Origin of the sequence: Ancylobacter sp. VNQ12, from assembly GCF_049445835.1 — a bacterium.
Classification (GTDB): Bacteria; Pseudomonadota; Alphaproteobacteria; order Rhizobiales; family Xanthobacteraceae; genus Ancylobacter.
On sequence record NZ_JBMSDU010000009.1, the window covers coordinates 79,379 to 101,861 of the forward strand.

Here is a 22,483-nt window from a genome sequence, read left to right on the forward strand (position 1 = left end):
CCGATTGCGATGGGATTCGAACCAGTCGATCCATAAACGGTATCAAAATGACAATCGAATTGACCCTGCTCGGCTGGACACTGGTGCTGGCGTTGGTTCAGGTCCTGCTACCGGCCGTTCTGCGCAATGGCGAGACCGGCGTGGCCTACAATGCGAGCCCGCGCGACGAATCAGGCCCGCCGGTCGGGGTAGTCACCGGGCGGCTGCGGCGGGCGCAGGCCAATCTGTTCGAGACGCTGCCGATCTTCGCGGCGGCCGTCATCATCGCCCATGTGGCTGGCCGCGAGGGAGCGCTCACTTTCTGGGGTGTATGGCTCTATCTTGGCGCGCGCGTCGTCTATGTCCCGCTTTATGGCTTCGGGGTGCCCTATCTGCGCTCGCTGGTCTGGCTGGTGTCGCTCGCCGGGCTGCTTATGATCCTCGCCGCCGTGCTGGGGCCGACCGGCGGCGTGTGAAAGGGCAGGGCAGGAATGGCAGTCGATCTCGCATCCTTCGATTTTCTCGTCGTGCCGGGACGGGAGAACGCGCCGGCCGAGCACTGGCAATCCCACTGGCTTGGCGCTTTCCCCAATTCCAGCCGCGTATTGCAGGAAAATTGGAGTCGGCCGGAAGTCGGTGCCTGGACGTCGCGGCTCGACGCGGCGGTGAACGGGGCGCCGCGCCGCGTGGTGCTGATCGGCCATTCCGTGGCGGTGGCGACCATCATCCGGTGGACGGCGGCCAATCGCGAACTTGCCTCGGCAAAGGTGGCGGCGGCCTTCCTTGCCGCACCGACCAATGTCGACGATCCCGACCCGTCCTTCGACGCGGTGCGCAATTTCGGACCGATGCCGCTGGAGGGCCTGCCGTTTCCCGCCTTGGTGGCGGCGAGCCGGGACGACCCGCGCGTGACCTTTGCGCAGGCGCGCAGCTTCGCCGAGGCCTGGGGCGCGGACTTCGCCGATGTCGGCGAACTCGGCCATATCGGCAGCACGGCCCGGCTCGGCATCTGGCCGGCCGGCCTGTTGCTGCTCGGCGGGCTGCTCGCGCGCATCTAGCGCGGGCAGCGTCGGGAGTTGGACCCGGACGGGAATCTCAGTGCTGGGCCAGAATCTTGACGAGAGCCTGCGCCACCTGCTTGGTCACGCGGCGGCGGTACTTGCGGTGGACGAGCTGGCCATTGTGGTAGACGTCCTGCTCGACATAGAGGTTGTCCCCGTCCCAGTGCAGGACGTTGTCGGACTCGGTCGTCTCGATCACTCCCATCTCGGCGATGAGGTGACCTTCGGGCGCGGTGGTGGACATGCGCTTCTCCTGGGCATGGCGGAAGCTCTGGCGGCTTCCTCGAATCTGAAGATACCGCGCCGGCGCGCGAACGCCATGGGCTGAATCAAGGTCCCTGCGCGGGCGTATCCTGCGTGGTCTCGATCCGGCCGCGCCGCTGCAGCCATAGCGCGACGATCCAGCAGATCAGCGCCCAGGCGCTGCCGGCGCACCAGCCCGCCAGCACGTCGGTGGGCCAGTGGACGCCGAGGTAGATGCGGCTTAGGCCGATCAGGAGGGTGAGGCCGGTGGCGACGGCGAGCACATAGGCCTTCAGCCGGCGCCGGCTCTCCGTGCGCACGATGATGGCGCCCAGCGTGAGGTAGGTCACCGCCGCCCCCATGGCATGGCCGGAGGGGAAGCTGAGCGTGTGGACATCGACGAGGTGAGCCACCAGATCGGGGCGCGGCCGGTCGAAGCCGAGCTTGAGGAGATAGCTCAGCGCCCCGCCGCCCGCGGTGGCCGCAAGCAGGAACAGCGCGGCGGCGCGCTTGCCGTCGGTGATCAGGAAGCCGACGACGATGGCGGTGATGAGCGCGAGAACGGTGGTGCTGCCGAGCGAGGTGAGATCGCGCATGACGATCTCCAGCCAGGCCGGTCCGATCGGATCGGCGGTATCGCCGGGCGTGCGGAAGGCGAGCAGGATCGCCTCGTCGAAGCCGTGCGCATCGCCCTCCACCACTTCTTCGGCGATGAGAGCGAAGGCGAACAGGCCGGCAGCGGCGCCGGCGAGGGCACTGAGGATGCCGAACTCGGCGGCGACCCAGCTCGGCAGGAATGTGCGTGCCTTCACGTCGTCTCCCGAACCTCGTTTTCCGGCCGTGCGGCATAGCGGAGGTCGGCCGGCATATGCAATCGGGAACCGAAATGCCTGCCTCGGTGTTCCCTCTCCCGAAACGCAACGGAGACGATCATGCTGAAAGGTGGGTTCCTATGGCTGCTGGGCATTCCGCTGCCCATCATTATCGTGCTCTGGTTGCTCGGCTATCTCAATTGAATGTCATTGACCGGCAGCACAAATCCGGTTGCCGAAGGGGCAGGTGTGTGATCATCGGTTGAGATGTCTCGTCCGGGTCGGTGCCGCCGCGGCGCGTGCGCGCGGCGGGATTCGGAGGGCAGTGGGGGAAGCCTGTGCAGTTGGCTGTGGATGTCGTCGGATCCCATGACTGGGGGCTTGTCGCGCTCTCGGTGATGCTGGCGATTGCGGCCTCGTTCACGGCGCTGGATCTTGCCGGACGGGTTCCGCAATATTCGGGTCGCACGCGGGCCGGCTGGCTCGCGACGGCGGCCTTCGTGCTGGGCGGCGGCATCTGGGCGATGCATTTCGTCGCCATGCTGGCGCTGCATGTCGGCATGCCGGTCTCCTACGATCTCGGCCTCACGGTGCTTTCGCTGGTGATCGCCGTCGCGGCGACGGGTGCGGCGCTGGGCCCTGCCAGCCGACGCGGCATCACCCCCGCCGGACTCGCGGCGGCGGGCGTGTTCATGGGCCTTGCCATCGTCGGCATGCACTACACCGGCATGATGGCGATGCGGGTGCCGGGCACCATCGTCTACGACCCGCTCTATGCCGGCGCGGCAGTGGTGCTGGCGGTCGGCGCTTCCACCGTCGCGCTGTGGCTCGCCTTCCGCACCAGCAGTTTCCGGCAGCGCCTCGGCGGCGCGCTGGCGATGGGCCTCGGCATTGCCGGCATGCATTATATCGCCATGGCCGGCGTGACCTTCTCGGGGATCGACGCCGTGCCGATGGCGCATGGCGGGTCGGCAAGCGGCACGATGGACAATGTCCATCTCGTCATCGCCGTGTCGGCGGCCAGCTTCGCCATCTTCGCCGCCGCGCTGCTGGCGGCGATCTACGACCGGCGGCTCAATCTGCTCACCGACCGCGAAACGGCGATCTGGCGCGAGAGCGAGGAGCGCTTTCGCACGCTCTATCGCCGCACGCCGCTGCCGCTGCATTCGCTCGGCGCCAACGGGCGAATCGAGCAGGTGAGCGACCGCTGGCTCGATCTGCTCGGCTATTCGCGCGAGGAGGTCATCGGTCGGCTGCTCACCGATTTCATGACGCCCGAATCGGCGCGCCAACGCAATGAGGAAGACTGGCCCCGACTGATCGGGACGGGCGAACTGCGCGAGGCCGAATATCGGCTTGTCGCGAAGGATGGGCGCGTTTTCGACTGCGTGCTGTCGGCGGTGGCGGAGAAGGATGCGGAAGGCCAGCTGACCAAGACGCTGTGCGGGCTGATCGACGTCACCGCCCGCCGCCGCGCCGAGGATGCGCTGCGCCAGGCGCAGAAGCTGGAGGCGGTCGGCCAGCTCACCGGCGGCATCGCTCACGACTTCAACAATCTGCTCGCCGTGGTGATGGGCAATCTGGAGCTGGTGCGCAAGCGTGCGCCGAACGATCAGCGCCTGCTGACGCTGATCGACAACACCATGCAGGCGGCCCAGCGCGGGGCGGCGCTGACGCAGCGCATGCTGGCCTTTGCGCGTCGACAGGATCTGCGTCCCGAGCCGGTCGCGGTGCCGGACCTCGTGCTCGGCATGGCGGAACTGCTGCGCCGCTCGATCGGTCCCAGCGTGCGCATCGAGACGCGCTTCCCGCTCGGCCTGCCGCTCGCCCGCGTCGACGCCAACCAGCTGGAGCTGGCTTTGCTCAATCTCGCGGTCAATGCCCGTGACGCCATGCCGGATGGCGGGGCGATCATCATCGCTGCGCGCGAAGAGATCATCCCCGAGCGCGAGGGCGAGGGCGAACCGGGCGCGCTGAAGCCGGGTCGTTATTTCTGCCTCGCCGTCTCCGACACCGGCGCGGGGATGGACGAGGAGACGCTCGCCCATGCCGCCGAGCCGTTCTTCACCACCAAGGGGGTCGGCAAGGGCACCGGGCTCGGCCTCGCCATGGTGCATGGCCTCGCGGCGCAGTCCGGCGGCCGGCTGGTGCTGGCCAGCGAGCCCGGCAGGGGCACGACGGCCACCATCTATCTGCCGATCGTCGAGACGTCCGCCGCCGACAGGGCGAAGCGCGAAGCCGAGCTCGTCGCCGAAGAGGCGGAGCCGCCGCTGCCGGCGGGCGTGGCGAGGGTGCTCGTCGTCGACGACGATCCGCTGGTGCTGTCGGCCACGGCGGCGATGCTGGAGGATATCGGCTTCGTCGTCTCAGAGGCCGCGTCGGGCCGCGAGGCGCTCGCCATGCTGAACAACGGGCTGACGGTCGATGTTGTCCTCACTGATCAAGCCATGCCGGGGATGACAGGCGTGCAGCTGGCCGCCGCGATCGGCGAGCACTGGCCGACCCTGCCGGTCGTGCTGGGCACCGGCTATGCCGAACTGCCACCCGATGCCCGCGCCGGCATGCCCCGGCTCGGCAAACCGTTCAGCCGGGAAAGCCTGCGCCGGGCGGTCATCGACGCGACCCGCCCGGACAATGTCGTGTCGCTGTCGTCGCGCGCCCGCTAGGGCGTGTCCCCGGCTTTTGCACCCGCGCGCGTATTCCTCCCGATTCAGGTGTTCTCCCTGATCGCAAAGGGCTCGCGGGCGTGCATATTGTCGACGACGCTACCGTGACATTCCCTTTCCGAGTGATTATATCCAAACCGTCCAGGGGAGCCTCGTCAGGAGGCTGAGAGGCCATCATCGCGCTTTGGCGCGGCATGGCGACCCTTCGAACCTGATCCAGTTGAGACTGGCGGAGGGAGGAGTTGAAGATGTCCCCGCAGACCCACCTGAACGATGAAGCCCCGGTTGCCAACGCGATGCGCGTGCGCATCGTCGGCGGCGGTGTTGCCGGCCTGACCTGTGCCCACGCCTTCGCCGAGCGCGGCGCGCAGGTGACGCTCATCGAGCGCAAGACGGCCACCGGGCAAGGCTGCTCCTGGTATGCCGGCGGCATGCTGGCGCCCTGGTGCGAGCGCGAGAGCGCCGAGCCGATCATCGCCGAGCTGGGCTTCGAATCGCTGGATTATTGGCGCCGCGCGGTGCCGGATGTGCCCAATGAGGGCAGCCTCGTGCTGGCCCCGCCGCGCGACCTGCCGGACCTCAAGCGCTTCTCGCGCCGGACGCAGGGCTATGAGTGGGTCGACGGCGCCGGCATCGCCGCGCTGGAGCCGGATCTGGAAGGGCGCTTCGACCAGGGCCTGTTCTTTCCCACCGAAGCGCATCTGGAGCCGCGCAAGGCGCTCGCCGCGCTGACGCGCAAGCTGGTCGACGAGCATCAGGTGACCATCCGCTACGAGGCCGACGGCTTCGACGAAGGCGAGACGCCGGCCGATGTCGTGGTCGACTGCCGTGGCCTTGCCGCCCGCGACGTGCTGGCGGACCTGCGCGGCGTGAAGGGCGAGATGCTGGTGCTCTACTCCACGGAGATTTCGCTCAAGCGCCCGGTGCGCATGCTGCATCCGCGCATCCCGGTCTACATCGTGCCGCGCGGCGACGGGCATTTCATGATCGGCGCCACCTCGATCGAGAATGACGAGCGCGGCCGGGTGACGGGCCGCTCCATGCTGGAGCTGCTGTCGGCCACCTATGCGCTGCACCCCGCCTTCGGCGAGGCGGAGATCGTCGAGATCGGCGCCGATGTGCGCCCGGCCTATCCCGACAACATTCCGCGCCTGCGCCGGCGCGGCAACACGATCTATGTGAACGGGCTCTACCGCCACGGTTTCCTCGCCGCGCCCGCGCTGGCACGGCGTGCGGCGGCGCTCGCTTTCGACGGGACATATTTCCCGGAGGTGATGGATGAAGATCGTCGTGAATGGTGAGCCGGCCGATACGCGCTCCGGCACGCTGAAGGACCTGCTGGCCGAACTGGGCCTGGGCGACGCCACCGTCGCCACCGCGCTCAACGGCGCGATGGTCCGCGCGGCCAGGCGCGAGGCGACGCCGATCGACGAGGGCGACCGGGTGGAAATCCTCGCCCCGATGCAGGGAGGCTGAGATGGATGCGATGACCAGTGCGGCCGGCACATTCGCCGATCCGGTTGAGTTCTACGGCACAAGGGTGGCGTCGCGTCTGCTGCTCGGCACGGCGCAATATCCTTCGCCGGCGATCCTGTCGGAGGCGATCCGCGCCTCGGGGGCGGAGATCGTCACGGTCTCGCTGCGGCGCGAATCCGGTGCCGCGAAAGCGGGCCAGAGCTTCTGGCAGATCATCCGCGACCTCGGCGTGAAGGTGCTGCCCAACACCGCCGGCTGCAAGACGGTGAAGGAAGCCGTCACCACCGCCGAGATGGCGCGCGAGCTGTTCGGCACCAACTGGGTGAAGCTGGAGGTGATCGGCGAGGACGACACGCTGCAGCCGGACGTGTTCGGTCTCGTCGAGGCGGCGCGCCTCCTCGCGCGCGACGGCTTCCAGGTGTTTCCCTACACCACCGAGGACCTTGTGGTGGCCGAGAAGCTGATCTCGGCCGGCTGCGAGGTGCTGATGCCGTGGGGCGCGCCGATCGGCTCCGGGCGCGGGCTCAACAACCCCTATGGCCTGCGTTCGCTGCGGGCGCATTTCCCCGGCATCCCGCTGGTCGTCGATGCCGGCGTCGGCGTGCCCTCGCATGCGGCGGCGGCGATGGAAATGGGCTATGACGCGGTGCTGCTCAATACCGCCGTCGCCAAGGCGGGCGACCCCGTGCGCATGGCGCGTGCCTTCGCCCGTGCCATTGAGGCCGGCCGCGAGGCGCTGCTCGCCGACCCGATGGACGTGCGCGACATGGCCGCCCCCTCGACGCCGGTGATGGGGCGCGCGGTGTTGGGCGAATGACGTCTTCTTGTGAGTGACCCGATGAAGCTCGATCCGTTCTACCTCATCGTCGACCGCGCTTCCTGGCTGCCGCGCCTGCTGCCGCAGGGGGTGAAGCTGGTGCAATTGCGCGCCAAGGACATTGACGAGGCCGAGCTCCGGCGCGAGATCGCGACCGCGCGCGATGTGTGCACCCGTTATGGCGCGCAGCTCATCATCAACGACTATTGGCGCCTCGCCATCGAGCTGGGCTGCGATTTCGTGCATCTCGGCCAGGAGGACCTTGCCGATGCCGATCTCGAGGCGATCCGCCGCGCCGGCGTGAAGCTCGGAATCAGCACGCATGACGAGGCGGAGCTGGAAATCGCGCTGATGGCGCGGCCGGATTATGTGGCGCTGGGGCCGGTCTATCCCACCATCCTCAAGAAGATGCGCTGGGCGCCGCAGGGGCTGGAGCGGGTCACCCAGTGGAAGAAGCGCATCGGCGACCTGCCGCTGGTCGGCATTGGCGGCCTCACCATCGAGCGCGCGCCGGGCGTGCTGCGTGCCGGGGCGGACAGCGTGGCGGTCGTCACCGACGTGCTGCTCAACACCGATCCCGAGGCGCGCGCCCGCGAATGGGTGCTGGCGACGCGCGAGACGGTGTGATGTGCCGGCGCTGCGCGAGGCGCCGGGCCGGCACATCATCCGCTAGCTAGGTGTCGCGGTCGTCTTCGCCTTGCCTCGCAGCAGGGCGAGAAGGACGCCCAGTTCCGGCGGCGGGGCCTGCTCGACGCGGGAATATTCGCGCCCGTCCGGCGTGCGGCGGAACAGGCCGAGTTCGACCAGTTCCCGGCGCAGCAGCGCGTGGTCGCCGAAGCCGTGGTGAAGGTTCAGCAGCTCGTTCATCCGTCGCTCCGGGAAGGTCTCGGCGGCCGGCAGGCGCGACCACAGCACCCACAGGCACAGTACCTGCTGGTTGCGTTTCTTCGGCCAGCGCGTGAGGCCGCCCTCGACATCGAACAGCCGCAGCGCCTTCTCGCAGCGCGCGTGATCGGCCGGCGCGGCGGGAGGCGGCGCGGGTTCGTCAGCGCGTGAACGTGCCTGCGTTTCCGCCCGCAAATGCTGGAAGTTCCGGAAGCCGGCGGCGCGCGCCAGAATATTGAGCAGTTCGACATGGCCGGGCACCTTGTCGCGCTCGGTCAGCTGGCTGCGCAACGTGCGGGCGAGGGCGGAGATATCCGGCGCCTCGTAGGCCAGAACGGTTCTGGTCATGACTCATCCTCGTTCGTGCCGATCCATGAGGAGTGTCGGGGTTGCCGTCTTGCGACCGGGCACGGGGACAAGTGCAGGGTCTGGGTAGGAAATGCAGGTTTAGCTCCCCTTGCGGGGCGGCAACGCCTCGGTGAACTGCAGACCGTGCGGGGACAGATAAGCGAAGGGCCAGGGGAAGTCCAGTATCCGCGTGCCGCCCAATCCGGGATTGCTCCCTCTCCCCACCCGAACTCGGCAACAGCCGAGTTCGGTTCCGGCAAGGCCTAAGCCGGTAACATCCGGCTTAGGCGGAGAGAGGTGGGGTGAGGGGGCTTCGACGCTCCGCAATCATCTCGCCCCTCACCGACCCGCTTCGCGGGCCACCTCTCCCCAATGGGGAGAGGGAAAGAAAGAGGCGGCTACTCCGCCGCCTCCTTCTCCACGCCGGCGAATGTGCGTTCCATCTCGCGGCGCAGCCGCACGATCGGGCTGTCGGTGAAATCGACGTCGGCCCAGCCCACGGTTTCGCCTTCCGCGAGGTCGCGCTTCAGCGTCATGTGATGGGCGAGGCCGATGGGTAGCGCGCCGCGCGCGAGCGAACTTGCCGCCGGCAGCAGCTTGCCCCACACCGTGTAGCCGCCTTCGCCGTCCAGCACCTCGCCGGCCTTCAGCGGGCGTTTGGCGACGGCGACGACATCGGCGTTGAAATGCTCGGTCGTGCCGGTGGGCTCGCCGCGCAGCGCCGCCGAGGCGACGCTGACGCCGAGCTCCAGCCCGATGAGGTGATAGGGCCGGTAGAGCGCGGTGTAGCGGCCGGAGGAATCCGTCACCACGCCATATTCCTTGAAGCAGCGGCGGGCATAGTCGCCGCGCGGGCCGGGCTCGGCCTCGAAGGTGACGTAGACGCCCCAGCGCAGGTCGCGGAACACCGGGCGGCCGTCGCGCTCCAGGCTGGAGACGGTCTCCACCGTGCCGGAATGTTCCAGCACGCCGCCGGCCTCGCGCGGGCGCAGGATGGTGGCGAGGTCGTCGACGCCGCAGGGCGGGAACAGCAGGCCGTCCGAAGGCGCCTTGAGGTCGGCGGCATTGGCGATGGCGGCCATCTCGATGGAGGATTTGGTGCCGTCGGCGAAGGAGTTGAACATCTGAGCGTTCATGCCGCCGAGCGCCGCCTGCTCGGGGGTGAGGCCGTAAAGGCTCCAGATCGTGTCCGGCGTCGATTTGTGGAAGCTCGGCAGGTACTTCGTGCCCTTGCCGGCGCAGACGACGCGGAAGCCGCAGGTGCGCGCCCAGTCCACCATCTCGCAGACCAGGGCGGGCTGGTCGCCCGAACCCATGGAATAGACCACGCCGGCCTTGCGCGCGCGCTCGGCCAGCAGCGGGCCGACCAGCACGTCCGCCTCGACGGTGACCATGACGATATGCCGGCCCTGCTCAATGGCCTTGAGCGCATGGGCGGCACCGGCGGCCGGGCTGCCGGTGGCTTCCACCACCACGTCGAGCCCGTCGGCGCCGATCAGTTCGCCGGCATCCTCGGTCAGCATGGTGCGGCCGGTGCGCAGCGCCTCGTCGAAGCTCGTCGCCACGGCCGCATCCGCGTCCCAGCCGGTGCGCTCAAGGGCGGCGCGGGCGCGCGGCGCGGAGAGGTCGGCGATGCCGAGCAGGTGCATGCCCGGCGTGGTGCGGACCTGCGACAGGAACATGGAGCCGAACTTGCCGGCCCCAATCAGGCCGACGCGCACGGGGCGGCCGGCGTCGGCGCGCGCTTTAAGAAGGCGGGCGAGATTCATCAGGCGGTCCTCCCCGGCGAGAGCTGCCGCTGGTGGGCGCCTCGCTCATTGGTATGTGCGAACGCTATGGCTGCGTCCTGGTTCGATCATCGTCGACGGGAGCGGCGTTGGCGCGCCGCCCCGTCGGAAGGCAGGGTTCAGCCGGCCACGGCGCGATCGCTGGCGGCGCGGCTCTTGGTGCGGCGCGTGCCGGCGACGACGTCCTCCGCGAGCTTCGGCTCGGAGGGGCCGCGCATGGCCTTCTCGCGCAGCGCGCGGATGCGGTCGGCCAGCGTCGGCGGCCCGCCATTCCTGGGCGTGGCGGAAGCGGCGAGCAGCGCGTCGACGGTCGAGCCGGGCCCTTCCAGCGCGGCCGTGAGACTGGCGACCTCGGCGGCGATGTCGCTGATGCGCTCACGCAGCAGCGCGGCTTCATTGGGGTCGTCGGGTGTCGCGGCCGCCGTCGGCGTCGGCGTATCGAGCCGCGCTTGCAGCAAGGCCCGGTCGTCGCGGGCCTGGGCCAGCGCGCCCTCCAGCATCACCTTCTCGGCCTGAACCATGCGCGCGAGATCATTGGCCTGCCGGGCGTTGCTCTCGGCGGTCTCGCGCGCGGCGATGGCCTCCGTGGTGACGCGGGCGGCTTCCTGCTCGACGGCGTCGCGCCGCGCCTCGGCCTTGCGCGTGCGGTCCTCCAGCGAATCCGCCCGCAGGTGCAGGGCGGCGAGTTCGGCCCGCAGCGTCGCGGCCTCGGCGGAAACGGTGCTGAGCTCGCGCTCGGCCTCGGCGATGAGATCGCGCAGTTCGCGGTTCTTCGAGACCTCGATGGAAAGGCTCTCGGCGGTCACGCGCAGCGTCTCGCGCTCGGTGGCGAGATGGGCGTTGGTGGCGCCGAGGTGGCGGTCGAGATCGGTGATCCGGTCTTTCAGCGTGTCGCGCAGCGTGGTGAGGGCGATATGCTCGACCTTCAGCTCCTCCTCGCGGGCGCTGGTCTGCTCCAGCGTCCGGGCGGTGGCGGCAAGCTCGGCGCGGGTGGTGGCGAGCGCCGCCTGCGTCTCCGCGAGATCGCGGCTGCGGATGGCGAGATCGTCGGTCACCTCGCGGTCATGCGCGGTGAGTTCGGCATGCGCCGCTTCCAGCGCGGCGAGACGCGCGGTGGTGTCGTCGAGCTTCGCCTGGCGGGCGCGCAGCTCCTCGGCCTGGCGGGCGATCTGGCCCCACTGGTCGCTGGTGCGCTCCTGCAACTGCCGGACGTCCATTTCGAGCCGCCTTATGGCGACGGCGAATTCCGCGCGCTGCTCGTCCTTGTCGGCCTGGATCTCGGCCATGGAGACGGGCAGGGCGTTCTCGATGCGCTTGCGCGTCAGCCGCACCGCGCGGCGCCAGACGGCCGGCAGCGTGAGCAACGCCAGCAGCGTCGCCGTCAGGAAGCCGATTGCGCAGTACATGATCACGGCGATCATGCGACGATCTCACTCTCGTACGCGGTTACGCGGGGCCCGCATGGACCCGGACGGGCCACATTAGGGGCCAAGGGTTACGAACACCAAAAGGCTTACCGACACCAAATCGTTACGAACACCGGAAAGCGTCTGCTCGGAAACCAAAACGGCCGGGTCGTCCCGGCCGTCTGTCGAATTCGCCCGATCAAGCGTCAGAAGGGGTTCCAGGTCGCCTGGGGGGTGAATTTCAGATAGCCGATATTGGCGCCGAGGCGCACGCCGACGCCCGAGCGGATCGGCACCACCACGACATTGTCGGCCGCCAGCGCCGTCATGCCGAAGCCGGCGACGAAATAGGCCGAGCCGGAGATGCCGCCGAAGCGGCGGTAGATGTCGTTGATGGAATTGAGGTTGTAGACGAGGATCATGGTGCGCGCGCCGTCGCCGCCGAAGTCCCAGCCGAGCGAGGGGCCCTGCCAGTAGACCTTCACGTCGCCGGCATTGCGGGTGTACAGCGTGCCCTCGCCGTAGCGCAGGCCGCCGACGAAGGCGCCCGAACCCTCCTGGCCGAGGATGTAGCCGTTGGGCTGGCCCCACTGGGCGACGGCCTTCTCGATCGACAGGGCCAGGCCGCGCGAGACCTCGCCGAAGAATCCGTGGCCCTGCTGGACCAGTTCGTCGCTCGAATAGGTGTTGGACGGCGCCGGCTGCTGCGGCTGCCGGTACTGCGCCTGGGCGGGAGCGGCGAGGAAGGGCACGGCGGAAAGAAGGGCAAGGCAGGCAAACAGGGCGCGCAAGGTCGGCATCGTCGGTCTCGCGGTTGTGGTCGGTGACGGCGTGTGATCCGGGGCGGCCGCAGGCGGCGCGCTCCCCGCTATCAATAGCACGGAGTGTGGTCTGGGGAAGGCAGGGCGTGGCCATGCACGTCCGATTGGCGCGGGAGTGTACCCGTCATGCCTCGGCGCCATAGGCGATGAAGGCCGGCACGCGGTAATTCTCCGCCGTCCGGCCATAGGGCAGGGCGCTGCCGTCGGGACGGCGCACGCTGCCGCCGGCGGCGCGCACCAAAGCGTGCCCGGCGGCCACATCCCACTCGCAGACCGTGCCCAGGCGGGGATATATGTCGGCCCGGCCTTCCGCCACCAGGCCGAATTTCAGCGCCGAGCCGATGCTGAGGCGCTCGGCGACATCCAGCCCGTCGAGCAGCGCCGCCGTATCGGCGTCGAGATGCGAGCGGCTCGCCACCGCGACGATGCCGCGCGCGGGAATGGGGCGGCAGGCGATGGGCTCCCAGCCCGCGGCGTCCGCATCGGTGCCCGCGCGGCGGTGAGCGCGGAAGGCGCGCGCCTCGCCGGACGCGAAGGTCGCCCCGGCATAAAGCCGCTCCACCGCCGGGCCGTAGACGATGCCGAAGGTCGGCACCCCGCCCACCACCAGGCCGATATTGACGGTGAATTCGCCGCTGGCGCCGACGAATTCGCGCGTGCCGTCGAGCGGGTCGACCAGCAGGAAGGTGTCGGCCGGGCGTTCGCCGCGCCCTTCCGCGACCGCTTCCTCGGCGATGACCGGCACGCCGGGCAGGATCGCCTCCAGTTCGGCGCGCAGCAATTCCTCGGAGGCGAGATCGGCCGCCGTCACCGGGCTGTTGTCCGCCTTGAGCCGCGCGCCCATGCCTTCGTCGCGAATGCGCAGGATTACCGTGCCGGCCTTCAGCGCCGCCTGCGCGAGGGCGGCGAGCAGGCCGAGGTCGCCGGAAGAGGTGGGGGTGCCGGAGGACATGCGAGGTCCGCTTTCATCGGTTGTGGCCAAGGCTCGCGCTGTCGGTTGGCGCGGCCGGAGGCGCGGTGTATCACACCCCGCAGCCCGTCCGCACGCAGCGCGGGCGATTCGCCCACCCGATCCGCCGCCCTTCTCCCGGCTGACGCAAAGGGGAACCGATGACGACCGCCGTCGACCTCGACAAGCTCGACCTCGCCGCCTTGCTGTGCTCGCGCGTGTGCCACGATGTGATCAGCCCCGTCGGGGCGATCGTCAACGGGCTGGAAGTGCTGGAGGACGAGGACGACCCCAGCATGAAGGCGTTCGCCCTCGACCTCATCGCCAAGAGCGCACGGCAGGCCTCCGCCCGCCTGCAATTCGCCCGGCTCGCCTTCGGGGCGGCGGGTTCCGCCGGCGCGCAGATCGACACCGGCGACGCCGAGAACGTGGCGCGCGGCTTCATCCAGGACGACCGCACCAGCCTCGAATGGCAGGTGCCGCGCACGCTCTCGCCGAAGAACAAGGTGAAGCTGCTGCTCAACCTCATCATGGTCGCGTCCTCGACCATTCCGCGCGGCGGGCGTATCGCCGTGCTGGCGACCGGCGAGGGCGATGCCGGCGGCTTCCGCCTCACCACGGCGGGCAGCCATTCGCGGATCCCCGCGCATCTGATCGACCTGCTGGCCGGCCATGCGGCGGAAGGAGGCGCGCTCGATGCCCACGCCATCCAGCCGCATTATACCGGCCTTCTCGCCCGCGCCACCGGCTATGGCATCAGCATCGCGCTCGAGGGCGAGGGCGTGGTCATCGCCGCCGAGCTGGCCTGACGATTTCCTCTCGTTGCGGCACCTTCAGACGACATTAACGCGATCGGGATGACACTCGGCTCGCGCGCCACGAGAGGCGCGGGTGTCAGTCATGTATCGCCGGTTGCCGATGTTGTCGTTCGAAGTGTCATCCGCCGCCCGTCGCGGCCCCGTTCCGACCCGGCTCCACCAGGGGACCGGCGCGGCGAGCCTGAGCGATTCCGGCCGAGCGGAGGTGCTGGCGTTCTCGCTGCGCGGCATGAGCTTCGCGCTGCCGGCGAGCCATGTCGTCGACGTCATGCCGCTGGCAGGCGACCGCTGGGCCCGGCTGGCGAAAATGGCGGAGGCCGGGACGCTGGGCACGAGCGGGCTGCCGCTGATCCGCCTTGCCACCCGCCTCGGCTTCGCCCCCACGCGGCCCGAGCAGGGCGCGCTCGTTCTGTTCGGCGAAGACGGCAAGGTCCGCGCGACGCTGCTCGTCGACGACATGCCCCGCCGCGAGGCCGCCGACGTGAAGGTGATGCCCCATGTCTGGCGCGAGGAATTCCAGCCCTGCGAGGACCTGATCGGCGGCGTCGCGCGCCTCGCCGACGGAACCCAGGCGGCTCTGATCGACCTTCCCATTGGCGTCGTGGCGTCGCGGCCTCGCCTGCCCAGTGCCTGCGAACGCGACAGCGCGCATCTGCTGGTACGTGCCGGCCGTCTCGAAATGGAGGCGGTGCGCGTCGCCGCGCTGCGCGGCATGAGCGCGATCGACGGCCGGCGCATGCTGCTGATGCTCGGCGGGGAGGGCGAGGCGCTCGCGGTCGACGAAGTGGTCGGCCTTGCTCCGCAGGGCCGGGTCGAGCGGCTCGGCGGCACGCGCATGCTGGTCACCGCCTCCGGCCGCTATCGTCTACTGGAACCGGGCGAGACCATTCCTACGGCAGCGGCGGCCGCCCGTGTGCTGCTGACGGCTCCGGCGGGGGAGGGGCGCACGCGCCTGCGCGATCTCGTCCGCTCGATGGGGCACGACGTCTCGATCGCCGACGATCCCCGCGCGGCCCGGCTGGTGGGCGGACGCTTCGATATCCTGCTGTTCGACCTCGACGCCTATGGCGCGTCGCTGGCGGCCTGCGAGCAGCTTCAGGGCGGCGCCCGCCGCATCGGCTTCCGTCAGCGCGGCAGCATCGCAAACCCGGCCGGCTTCGACGCGGTGGTGCCGGCGGATGACCCGGTGGCGCTGATCGCCGCGCTGATAAGCCGGCGCCCGCAGGCCGCCTGACGGACTTCACAGGAGCGGCATAAGGGCTCGCCCCACCTCAACTTCCGGCCGGCGGCCTGCTAATGTCCACGCCGTTGGATATTCGGCGAGATTCCGGGCGGATGAAGTTGCTACGTATTGTGCGACTGTTACTGGCGCTGGCCGCGCTCGCCTTCTCGATGGCGGGACCGGCGGCCGCGGTCAGCATGGCGCCGCGCGATCTGCCGTGCCACGACGCCCGTACGGCGGAGCCCGCCGTCGGCGGGACGATGCACGCTTCCTCGGGGCCGGTCTTCACGGCTCACATGGCGGCGGCGGGCCGGACGCTGCATCCCGATCCCGCGCGCCAGCACATGTGCTGTGTCGTCAGTCAGCTTGTGGCGCCGCCGCTCGCCGTGCCGACGCTTCGCCACCCGGAGGCGCGCGGTCTGGCGCTGCCGGTCGGGCCGGGCGGTTCGATGGCCAGCCGCGAGCCCGCCATTCCAGTGCCGCCGCCGCGTCCGTCCTGATCGCTGCCCGCCAGACGCGGTCAATTCCGGCCGCGTCCGATCACGATCCGACGGAGATAACGTCATGAACAGTTTCGCAAGGACCGCCCTGCTGGCGGCATCGCTCTCGCTCGCCGGCGCCTATGCCTTCGGCCAGAACATGCCCATGCAGAAGGGCAATATGCCGATGGGCCAGATGCCGATGGACCACAGCGCGCATATGGGCGGCGGGGCGGCGAGCCCCTCGACCGAGGCGTTCGAGAAAGCCAACGCCCACATGCATGAAGGCATGGCGATCCCCTTCAGCGGCAACACCGATGTCGATTTCGCCCGTGGCATGATCCCGCATCATCAGGGCGCGATCGACATGGCCAGGATCGAGCTGCAATACGGCAAGGATCCCGAGCTGAGGAAGCTCGCGGAGGAGATCATCAAGGCGCAGGAGAGCGAGATCGCCTTCCTCAAGTCCTGGATCGCCAAGAACGCGAAGTAGCCGGGGGCGACGCGATGCCCGGCCATTGGCCGGGCATCCGCGCTTATCCGTGACCCGCACCGCGCAAACAAAAACCCCGCCTTGCGGCGGGGCTCCAGTTGGGGAGGCGCATCGAGGCGCCTCACCGCTCGGGATTGGCGTCCGGCTCAGGCCGGGATGCGCTGTTCCTGCTCGCCCATCTCGCGCAGCACATAGCCGCGGCCCCAGACGGTCTCGATGAAGTTGTGACCTTCCGAGGCGTTCGCCAGCTTCTTGCGCAGCTTGCAGATGAACACGTCGATGATCTTCAGCTCGGGTTCGTCCATGCCGCCATAGAGATGGTTGAGGAACATCTCCTTGGTGAGCGTCGTGCCCTTGCGCAGGGAGAGGAGCTCCAGCATCTGGTACTCCTTGCCCGTCAGGTGCACCCGGTTGCCGGCCACCTCGACCGTCTTGGTGTCGAGATTGACCACCAGGTCGCCGGTGGTGATGACCGACTGGGCGTGGCCCTTGGAGCGGCGCACGATGGCGTGGATGCGGGCCACCAGCTCGTCCTTGTGGAACGGCTTGGTGAGATAGTCGTCGGCGCCGAAGCCGAGGCCCTTCACCTTGTCCTCGATGCCGGCGAGGCCGGAGAGGATGAGGATGGGGGTCTTCACCTTGGCGACGCGCAGGCCCCTCAGCACATCGTAGCCCGACATGTCGGGCAGGTTCAGATCCAGCAGGATGATGTCGTAATCGTAGAGCTTGCCGAGATCGACACCCTCTTCGCCGAGATCCGTCGTGTAGACGTTGAAGCTCTCGGACTTAAGCATCAGTTCGATGCTTTGCGCGGTCGCGCGGTCGTCCTCGATGAGCAAGACGCGCATGCCAATCCCCTTCCTCGCCACGGCCCCGGGGGTTTCAGCGCCTGATCGGAAAACTCCCGGCCCGAGCGTGACCCCTCCCCGCGCCCGGCCCGGCACACCGATTCGTTACTACATGCAATAGGGTTAACAAAATCTGATTCCCGTGCACAAGCGGGGACGCGAAAAATCTTCGAGTCTTGCCGCAAGCAGCTGGTTAAGAACCAGAATTTTTCAACCCGACTGCTAGAGTCGAATCTTAAGGTATAACCGTAAGTGAGTCTGCCGACTCTGCTTTCGCATGCACCGACAATCCGCACCGGACGATGCCTCGATCATTAACGAGGCCGGTAAACAAATCGTTTCCATCCTGTTGAGGAGTCGCAGATTCCTTCCCGAAGTACCGTTCGCGGCGAAAAGGGTAAGGAAGCGGCAACATCTGTTGGCGATCATGCGGATGCCGCCGCGTAAGGGCGGCTCGAACCGGACGCGTGCGTTTCACTCCCGCGGGAGGCGAGAGGCGCCGGGCCGGCCCGACGGAGCGGAGTACAGCCGGCCATGAAGTCGCTCGACACACTCACCCGCCTCAAGCGGTTCCAGGCGGAGGAAAAGCGTCGCCACCTCATCCAGATCCAGACGATGATCGCGGACTTCGACCGCATGTCGCGCGATCTCGACCGTGAGATCGAGGCCGAGGAGCAGCGTTCCGGCATCACCGATGCCCAGCATTTCGCCTACTCGACCTATGCCCGCGCAGCGGCGACGCGGCGGGACAATCTGCGTCGCTCGGCGGATGAACTCAAAGTCCAGCTGGACGAGGCCAAGGCGCAACTCGACGCGGCGCTGGAAGACCTCAAGAAGGTCGAGGCGCTCGGCGAGCGCGAGCGCAGTGATGCCCCGGTCGAAATTCCCCCGCGCAACATTGCCGGCCGCGCGCGCGCCGTGCTCGGCGCCTGACGCCTAAAGCGTGATCAGCGGCGCGTGCGGCGCCGCGTCGCCGGCCAGCAGGCCGGCAAGGCGAGGGTCGTCCACCACTTCGACGGCGCGCGCATAGGGGCGGAAGCCCGCCTTCATGTAGAAGCGCACTGCCGCCTGATGATCGAGCGTGCAGGTGTGGACATGCACCCGCGCCGGACGACGCTCCCACGCCAGCGCCAGCGCGCGGTTCATCATGAAGCGTCCGGCCCCGCTGCCGACGAACTCCGGCACCAGACCGAAAAACGCCAGTTCCACTTCGTCCGGCACGCGGAAATCGAGCTCGACCAGGCCCACATCCTCGCCATCGCGCCGCAGCGCGTAAACCGACACGTCCGGATCGGCGAGGATCGAGGCGAGCTCCGCCTCGCTGAGCCGCAGCCGCGAGAACCACAGCCAGTTCTCGCCGATGCGGCGGAACAGCGCGCGATACCACTCCACGCCCGGCGCGGGGACGGGTTCCAGCGTCAGCCCCTGCGTGCCACGCTCCGGCAGCGGCGCGGGCGGCGCGGTCATTTCCAGCATGGTCACGATGGAGGCGATCTTGCCTGCCGGCAGGGCGGTGTAGCCGTCGAGCTTCAGCGCGAGGGGGGCGAGAGTGGCTGGTTCGTTCATGCGGCGAGGCATACAGGCTTGAGAGTCTGTCCACAATACACCGTCATCCTGAGGTGCTCGCGCAGCGAGCCTCGAAGGATGGTTGCTATAGCGCACTTGACGAGCATCCTTCGAGGCCCGGCTTTCGTCGGGCACCTCAGGATGACGGTGTTCCTGATGGAGGATGACTTCCGCAAGCCTCCGGCCACACCACAGGGGTTCACAGTCGCGAATTTTCAGATATCTTGCGGGTAATTCGATTTAATACATCTAATGAGAGTGAATTCATGACGGTCGCCGTGACGATCGACAAGGTGGGCAAGAGCTTCGGCGGCGGCGCCCTGGCGCTGTCGGACGTGTCGCTGGAGGTTCGCCCGAGCGAACTGGTGGCGCTGCTCGGCCCGTCCGGCTCCGGCAAGACGACGCTGCTGCGCATCGTCGCCGGTCTCGAGCAGCCGAGCCATGGCCGGATCCTGTTCGACGGGCAGGATGCGCTCTCCGTGCCGGTCCGTCGTCGCGGCATCGGCTTCGTGTTCCAGAACTACGCGCTGTTCCGCCACATGACGGTGGCGGAGAATGTCGCCTTCGGCCTGCATTCGCGCCCGCGTGCCGAGCGGCCTTCCGATGCGGAGATCAAGAAGCGGGTCGCCGATCTGCTGGCGCTGGTGCAGCTGGAAGCCTTTGGCGGGCGTTTCCCCGCCCAGCTTTCCGGCGGCCAGCGCCAGCGTGTCGCGCTGGCCCGCGCGCTCGCCATCGAGCCGAAGGTGCTTCTTCTCGACGAACCCTTCGGCGCGCTCGACGCGCTGGTGCGCAAGGAGCTGCGCAAATGGCTGCGCGAGCTGCATGACCGCACCGGCCACACCACGCTGTTCGTCACCCATGACCAGGAGGAGGCGCTCGAACTCGCCGACCGCGTGGTGGTGATGGGCAAGGGCCGGATCGAGCAGATCGGCACGCCGGACGATGTCTATGACCGGCCGGAAACGGCGGCGGTATTCGGCTTCATGGGCGAGTCCAGCCGCATCGAGGTCGAGGTGAAGGACGGCGTCGCCATCGCCGGCACCACCGCCATCGCCGCCGCCACCCAGCCGGTGCCGGACGGGCCGGGCCTGCTCTATGTGCGCCCGCACGACGTGTCGCTCGGCCTGCCGGGCACGCCGGGTCTCACCGGCAAGGTGCAGGGCTTCCGCCGGCATGGCGCCATACGCCGCGTCGAGATCGAGGTCGGCTCGGCCCTGTTCGAGGCGGACATCGCCCCGACCGTGCGGGTGCCGATCGGCGAGCAGGTGGCGGTGCGGCTCGACCGCGCGCGGCTGTTCGCCGGTGGCGGCGCCGGCGTCGACTGCCGCGCCCCGGCGGTGCAGCAGCCGGGCGAATACGCGATCTGAACCGGGCGACGACTGTCGGCGCCCTCAGCGGGCCTTCAGCAGCCAGACGCTCTCGCGGGCGGGGTGCACTCCCTTGAGCCCGTCCTTCAGCGCGTGGCTCTCAAGGCTGGTAACATGGAAGGCCGAGCCGTAAAGCCGGCGCACCTCGTGCTCCGGCACGGAGAAGGGCGGGCCGACGGCGTCGGTGGAATCATATTCGAGGGTGACCAGCAGTTGCGGCGCGTGGCGGGTCAGCGCGGCGAGGTGGCCGGCATAGCGCTCGCGCATCGGCGCGGGCAGGGCGATGAGCGCGGCCCGGTCATAGACACCGTCGACCGCGCCGAGCTTCTCCCGGTCGAGATCGAAGAAATCGCCGACGAAGACGGTGAGCCCGTCCGCCTCGAAGCGCTCCAGCGCGGCTTCCTCGGTAATGACCGGCGTCAGGGCGAGCTCGGCAAACAGCTGTTCCACGGCAAGCCGGCTGAGCTCGGCGCCTGTCACCTTGCATCCCTGGCCGAGCAGCCAGTGCATGTCGCGGCTCTTGCCGCACAGCGGCACGAAGACGCGCGCGCCGCGCGCAAGGCCGAGTTCGGGGAAATGACGCAGCAGCAGCGGGTTGGTGTCGGCCTCATGGAAGCCGATCTCGCCGTTCTGCCATTTGCGGTGCCAGAATTCCTGTTCCATCGTCTCGCCCTCATATCGCCGTGCCGGGCACGATAGCCCCGCTTCACGTCCGGCGCGTGCGGAAAACCACGTCAGTGTGCCTTGCGTCAGCGTGCCTTGCGGATGAACACCCCGAAGGCGCGCGGACCGTCGGCCATGGCGATGTCGTCGACCACCTTCAGCGTCGCGGCGTCGATGACGCTCAGCGTGTTCGCCTCCCAGTTCGCGACATAGACGAAGGCGCCGTCGCGGCTGGCGTCGATCCCCTCGGGATAGTCGCCGACCGGGATGGTGGCGAGCGGCGCCAGCGTGTCCGTGTCGAACACGCTCACCGTGGAATCGTACTGGTCGGTGACGAAGGCTCGCCCCTTCGCCAGCGCCACTGCATAGGGCCGCTGGCCGACCTTCACGGTGGCGACGACCTTTCGGGTCGCGAGGTCGATGATGCTCACATCATTGGAGGCGACATTGGCGGTGTAGGCGCGCTTGCCCGCGGCATCGATGGTGACGCCGAAGGGGCGGTTGCCGACCTTGATCGAGGCGAGGCGGGTGAGGCTTTTCGGGTCGATCAGGCTCACCGCGTCGGAATCCCGGTCGGCGGAGACCAGCAGCGTACCGTCCGGCGTCAGCGCGAGGCCGGAGGGGGAATTCCCCACCTTCACCTCGCCTTCGATCGCGCCGCTCGCGGCCTCCACCGCGACGATGCGGTGCTGGTACCAGTCCGCGACATAGGCCGTCCTGCCCGAGGGGTGCACGGCGACGCCCAGCGGACCGCCGCCGACATCGACGCGGTGCTCGACGGTGCGGGTGGCGGCGTCGACGATGGTCAGCGCCTTGCCGTCCGGCGAGGTGACGAAGGCCCGCTTGCCGTCCGGGGAGACGGCAATGCCCGCCGGCTTGCCGGGAATGGGCAGGGTGGCGACGACCTTGCGCGTGTCGAGGTCGACGACGGAAAGCATCTCCGCCGGCTGCGAGGTGACGAAAGCCTCGTCGGCAGTGGCGGGGAGCGGGGCAAGGAGGAGGGTGGCGGCCGTGATCAGCGCGACCCAGAGCCCTCTGCCTGAGGGAGAGGGTTGGGTGAGGGGTTCGGCGCCGTCCGAGGGTAGGCGCCCGATCGGCGGGCAACCTCCCCCCTCACCCCAACCCTCTCCCCGCCGGGGAGAGGGGGCAAGGATCGACATGACCGCCCTCAGCTGCCGCCTTCGATCTTCTTCTTCAGCCCGTCCAGCCCGGCCTTGTAGAGCCCGGTGACGGCGTTGACCGCGGCCTGGTCGTCCAGTTCCGGCGGCGGATCATTGTTGGGATAGCCGCGATAGAACGCGCCGCGCCATTCCACCTTGGACTTCGCCCCGCCATCCACCGGCGTCACGATGAGCCAGGACGAGTAGTTGGTGACCGGCAGCACCTTCACGTCGACCTGTTCGATACGGTACATGAGGGTCATCTTTTCCGGCTCGAGCTTGGCGACCTCCTCGTCGACGGTGGCGCCGTTCTTCAGCGTCAGGGTGCGCTTGGCGCCCGGCGCATTGCCGCCGGTTCCCACGGTCTTGTCGACGACCGGAATCCAGCCGCCGTCCTGGAAATTGCTGACCACGGCCCACACCTTCTCCGGCGTGGCGTTGATCTCGATGGTCTCGGAGACCTTCTGGCGGGTCGGGCCATGCGCGGAGGCGGCGCCGAGCGTGGCAAGCATCGAGGTCGCGGCGAGCGCCGCGGCGAACAGTTGGAGCTTCATCGTTTCCATCCCGGAACAGGGTTCGTGAGCGGACTTTTCTCATCCGTTGCGAAGCAGTCTAGG

Annotated in this window: 25 protein-coding genes and 1 riboswitch; of the genes, 13 read left to right on the plus strand and 12 right to left on the minus strand. The window is 68.7% G+C overall.

Features of this window, described 5'->3' with window-relative positions:
• The first annotated feature begins 47 nt into the window (after positions 1 to 47).
• Both ACO2RV_RS13895 and ACO2RV_RS13900 read left to right on the plus strand, forming a co-directional pair.
• Positions 48 to 455: an MAPEG family protein gene (locus tag ACO2RV_RS13895; RefSeq protein ID WP_423293915.1), complete on the plus strand. Its 408-nt coding sequence runs from the start codon at positions 48 to 50 to the stop codon at positions 453 to 455.
• 15 nt (positions 456 to 470) lie between these two features.
• Complete coding sequence (locus tag ACO2RV_RS13900) at positions 471 to 1,037, plus strand: RBBP9/YdeN family alpha/beta hydrolase (protein WP_423293917.1); 567 nt, start codon at positions 471 to 473, stop codon at positions 1,035 to 1,037.
• 37 nt (positions 1,038 to 1,074) lie between these two features.
• Here the strand turns inward: ACO2RV_RS13900 and ACO2RV_RS13905 are convergent, their stop codons facing one another.
• Both ACO2RV_RS13905 and ACO2RV_RS13910 read right to left on the minus strand, forming a co-directional pair.
• Entirely contained in the window at positions 1,075 to 1,284 is a 210-nt protein-coding gene (locus ACO2RV_RS13905; RefSeq protein ID WP_423293919.1) for a hypothetical protein, read from the minus strand.
• Between the two features lie 85 nt (positions 1,285 to 1,369).
• Complete coding sequence (locus tag ACO2RV_RS13910) at positions 1,370 to 2,095, minus strand: phosphatase PAP2 family protein (protein ID WP_423293921.1); 726 nt, start codon at positions 2,093 to 2,095, stop codon at positions 1,370 to 1,372.
• Between the two features lie 350 nt (positions 2,096 to 2,445).
• Here ACO2RV_RS13910 and ACO2RV_RS13915 point away from each other — a divergent pair, with 350 nt between their 5' ends.
• The 5 genes from ACO2RV_RS13915 (at position 2,446) to ACO2RV_RS13935 (ending at position 7,681) form a co-directional block, all read left to right on the plus strand.
• Entirely contained in the window at positions 2,446 to 4,761 is a 2,316-nt protein-coding gene (locus ACO2RV_RS13915) for an MHYT domain-containing protein (RefSeq protein ID WP_423294091.1), read from the plus strand.
• 133 nt (positions 4,762 to 4,894) lie between these two features.
• A riboswitch (TPP riboswitch) is annotated at positions 4,895 to 5,016 on the plus strand.
• Between the two features lie 41 nt (positions 5,017 to 5,057).
• Positions 5,058 to 6,062: a glycine oxidase ThiO gene (gene thiO, locus ACO2RV_RS13920; RefSeq protein WP_423294093.1), complete on the plus strand. Its 1,005-nt coding sequence runs from the start codon at positions 5,058 to 5,060 to the stop codon at positions 6,060 to 6,062.
• Positions 6,040 to 6,237, plus strand: coding sequence for a sulfur carrier protein ThiS (thiS, locus tag ACO2RV_RS13925; protein ID WP_423293923.1), 198 nt, complete (start codon positions 6,040 to 6,042; stop codon positions 6,235 to 6,237). The genes thiO and thiS overlap by 23 nt, the downstream gene beginning before the upstream one ends.
• A gap of 1 nt (position 6,238) precedes the next feature.
• Positions 6,239 to 7,054: a thiazole synthase gene (locus ACO2RV_RS13930; protein ID WP_423293925.1), complete on the plus strand. Its 816-nt coding sequence runs from the start codon at positions 6,239 to 6,241 to the stop codon at positions 7,052 to 7,054.
• Between the two features lie 21 nt (positions 7,055 to 7,075).
• On the plus strand, positions 7,076 to 7,681 hold the full coding sequence (locus ACO2RV_RS13935) for a thiamine phosphate synthase (RefSeq protein WP_423293927.1): 606 nt from the start codon (positions 7,076 to 7,078) through the stop codon (positions 7,679 to 7,681).
• Positions 7,682 to 7,723: 42 nt separating this feature from the next.
• Here ACO2RV_RS13935 and ACO2RV_RS13940 read toward each other — a convergent pair whose 3' ends face one another.
• From ACO2RV_RS13940 to ACO2RV_RS13960, 5 genes are all read right to left on the minus strand, one after another.
• Positions 7,724 to 8,287: a DUF2087 domain-containing protein gene (locus tag ACO2RV_RS13940; protein ID WP_423293929.1), complete on the minus strand. Its 564-nt coding sequence runs from the start codon at positions 8,285 to 8,287 to the stop codon at positions 7,724 to 7,726.
• Between the two features lie 398 nt (positions 8,288 to 8,685).
• A complete protein-coding gene (locus ACO2RV_RS13945; RefSeq protein WP_423293931.1) occupies positions 8,686 to 10,056 on the minus strand; it encodes an NAD(P)H-dependent oxidoreductase in 1,371 nt (456 codons plus the stop codon).
• A gap of 137 nt (positions 10,057 to 10,193) precedes the next feature.
• Complete coding sequence (locus ACO2RV_RS13950) at positions 10,194 to 11,495, minus strand: hypothetical protein (RefSeq protein ID WP_423293933.1); 1,302 nt, start codon at positions 11,493 to 11,495, stop codon at positions 10,194 to 10,196.
• Between the two features lie 191 nt (positions 11,496 to 11,686).
• Positions 11,687 to 12,280 (minus strand): DUF1134 domain-containing protein, encoded by a 594-nt coding sequence (locus ACO2RV_RS13955; protein ID WP_423293935.1) that lies wholly within the window; start codon positions 12,278 to 12,280, stop codon positions 11,687 to 11,689.
• A gap of 145 nt (positions 12,281 to 12,425) precedes the next feature.
• The gene (locus tag ACO2RV_RS13960; protein WP_423293937.1) at positions 12,426 to 13,253 is read right to left on the minus strand and encodes a 3'(2'),5'-bisphosphate nucleotidase CysQ family protein; all 828 of its coding nucleotides are present in this window, start codon (positions 13,251 to 13,253) and stop codon (positions 12,426 to 12,428) included.
• A gap of 158 nt (positions 13,254 to 13,411) precedes the next feature.
• Between ACO2RV_RS13960 and chpT the strand changes: the two genes are divergently transcribed.
• The 4 genes from chpT to copM all read left to right on the plus strand — a co-directional run bounded on the left by chpT (position 13,412) and on the right by copM (position 16,262).
• The gene (gene chpT, locus ACO2RV_RS13965; protein ID WP_423293939.1) at positions 13,412 to 14,059 is read left to right on the plus strand and encodes a histidine phosphotransferase ChpT; all 648 of its coding nucleotides are present in this window, start codon (positions 13,412 to 13,414) and stop codon (positions 14,057 to 14,059) included.
• Between the two features lie 91 nt (positions 14,060 to 14,150).
• Complete coding sequence (locus ACO2RV_RS13970) at positions 14,151 to 15,302, plus strand: chemotaxis protein CheW (protein WP_423293941.1); 1,152 nt, start codon at positions 14,151 to 14,153, stop codon at positions 15,300 to 15,302.
• Positions 15,303 to 15,403: 101 nt separating this feature from the next.
• Entirely contained in the window at positions 15,404 to 15,790 is a 387-nt protein-coding gene (locus tag ACO2RV_RS13975; protein WP_423293943.1) for a hypothetical protein, read from the plus strand.
• Positions 15,791 to 15,854: 64 nt separating this feature from the next.
• Positions 15,855 to 16,262 (plus strand): CopM family metallochaperone, encoded by a 408-nt coding sequence (copM, locus tag ACO2RV_RS13980; protein ID WP_423293945.1) that lies wholly within the window; start codon positions 15,855 to 15,857, stop codon positions 16,260 to 16,262.
• 146 nt (positions 16,263 to 16,408) lie between these two features.
• On the opposite strand, the gene ctrA is transcribed toward copM, so the two are convergent.
• Positions 16,409 to 17,110 carry a response regulator transcription factor CtrA gene (ctrA, locus tag ACO2RV_RS13985; RefSeq protein WP_423293947.1) on the minus strand — a complete coding sequence of 234 codons (702 nt, stop codon included), beginning with the start codon at positions 17,108 to 17,110 and terminating at the stop codon, positions 16,409 to 16,411.
• A 534-nt stretch (positions 17,111 to 17,644) separates the two neighbouring features.
• Between ctrA and ACO2RV_RS13990 the strand changes: the two genes are divergently transcribed.
• Positions 17,645 to 18,043, plus strand: a complete 399-nt coding sequence (locus ACO2RV_RS13990; RefSeq protein WP_423293949.1) for a flagellar export protein FliJ — start codon at positions 17,645 to 17,647, stop codon at positions 18,041 to 18,043.
• A gap of 3 nt (positions 18,044 to 18,046) precedes the next feature.
• On the opposite strand, the gene ACO2RV_RS13995 is transcribed toward ACO2RV_RS13990, so the two are convergent.
• A complete protein-coding gene (locus ACO2RV_RS13995) occupies positions 18,047 to 18,676 on the minus strand; it encodes a GNAT family N-acetyltransferase (RefSeq protein ID WP_423293951.1) in 630 nt (209 codons plus the stop codon).
• Positions 18,677 to 18,942: 266 nt separating this feature from the next.
• Between ACO2RV_RS13995 and ACO2RV_RS14000 the strand changes: the two genes are divergently transcribed.
• Positions 18,943 to 20,043, plus strand: a complete 1,101-nt coding sequence (locus ACO2RV_RS14000) for a sulfate/molybdate ABC transporter ATP-binding protein (RefSeq protein WP_423293953.1) — start codon at positions 18,943 to 18,945, stop codon at positions 20,041 to 20,043.
• A gap of 24 nt (positions 20,044 to 20,067) precedes the next feature.
• Here ACO2RV_RS14000 and tmpT read toward each other — a convergent pair whose 3' ends face one another.
• The 3 genes from tmpT to ACO2RV_RS14015 form a co-directional block, all read right to left on the minus strand.
• A complete protein-coding gene (gene tmpT, locus ACO2RV_RS14005) occupies positions 20,068 to 20,706 on the minus strand; it encodes a thiopurine S-methyltransferase (protein WP_423293955.1) in 639 nt (212 codons plus the stop codon).
• An 86-nt stretch (positions 20,707 to 20,792) separates the two neighbouring features.
• Positions 20,793 to 21,866: a YncE family protein gene (locus tag ACO2RV_RS14010; RefSeq protein ID WP_423293957.1), complete on the minus strand. Its 1,074-nt coding sequence runs from the start codon at positions 21,864 to 21,866 to the stop codon at positions 20,793 to 20,795.
• A gap of 8 nt (positions 21,867 to 21,874) precedes the next feature.
• Entirely contained in the window at positions 21,875 to 22,420 is a 546-nt protein-coding gene (locus ACO2RV_RS14015) for an SRPBCC family protein (RefSeq protein WP_423293959.1), read from the minus strand.
• Positions 22,421 to 22,483 lie beyond the last annotated feature (63 nt).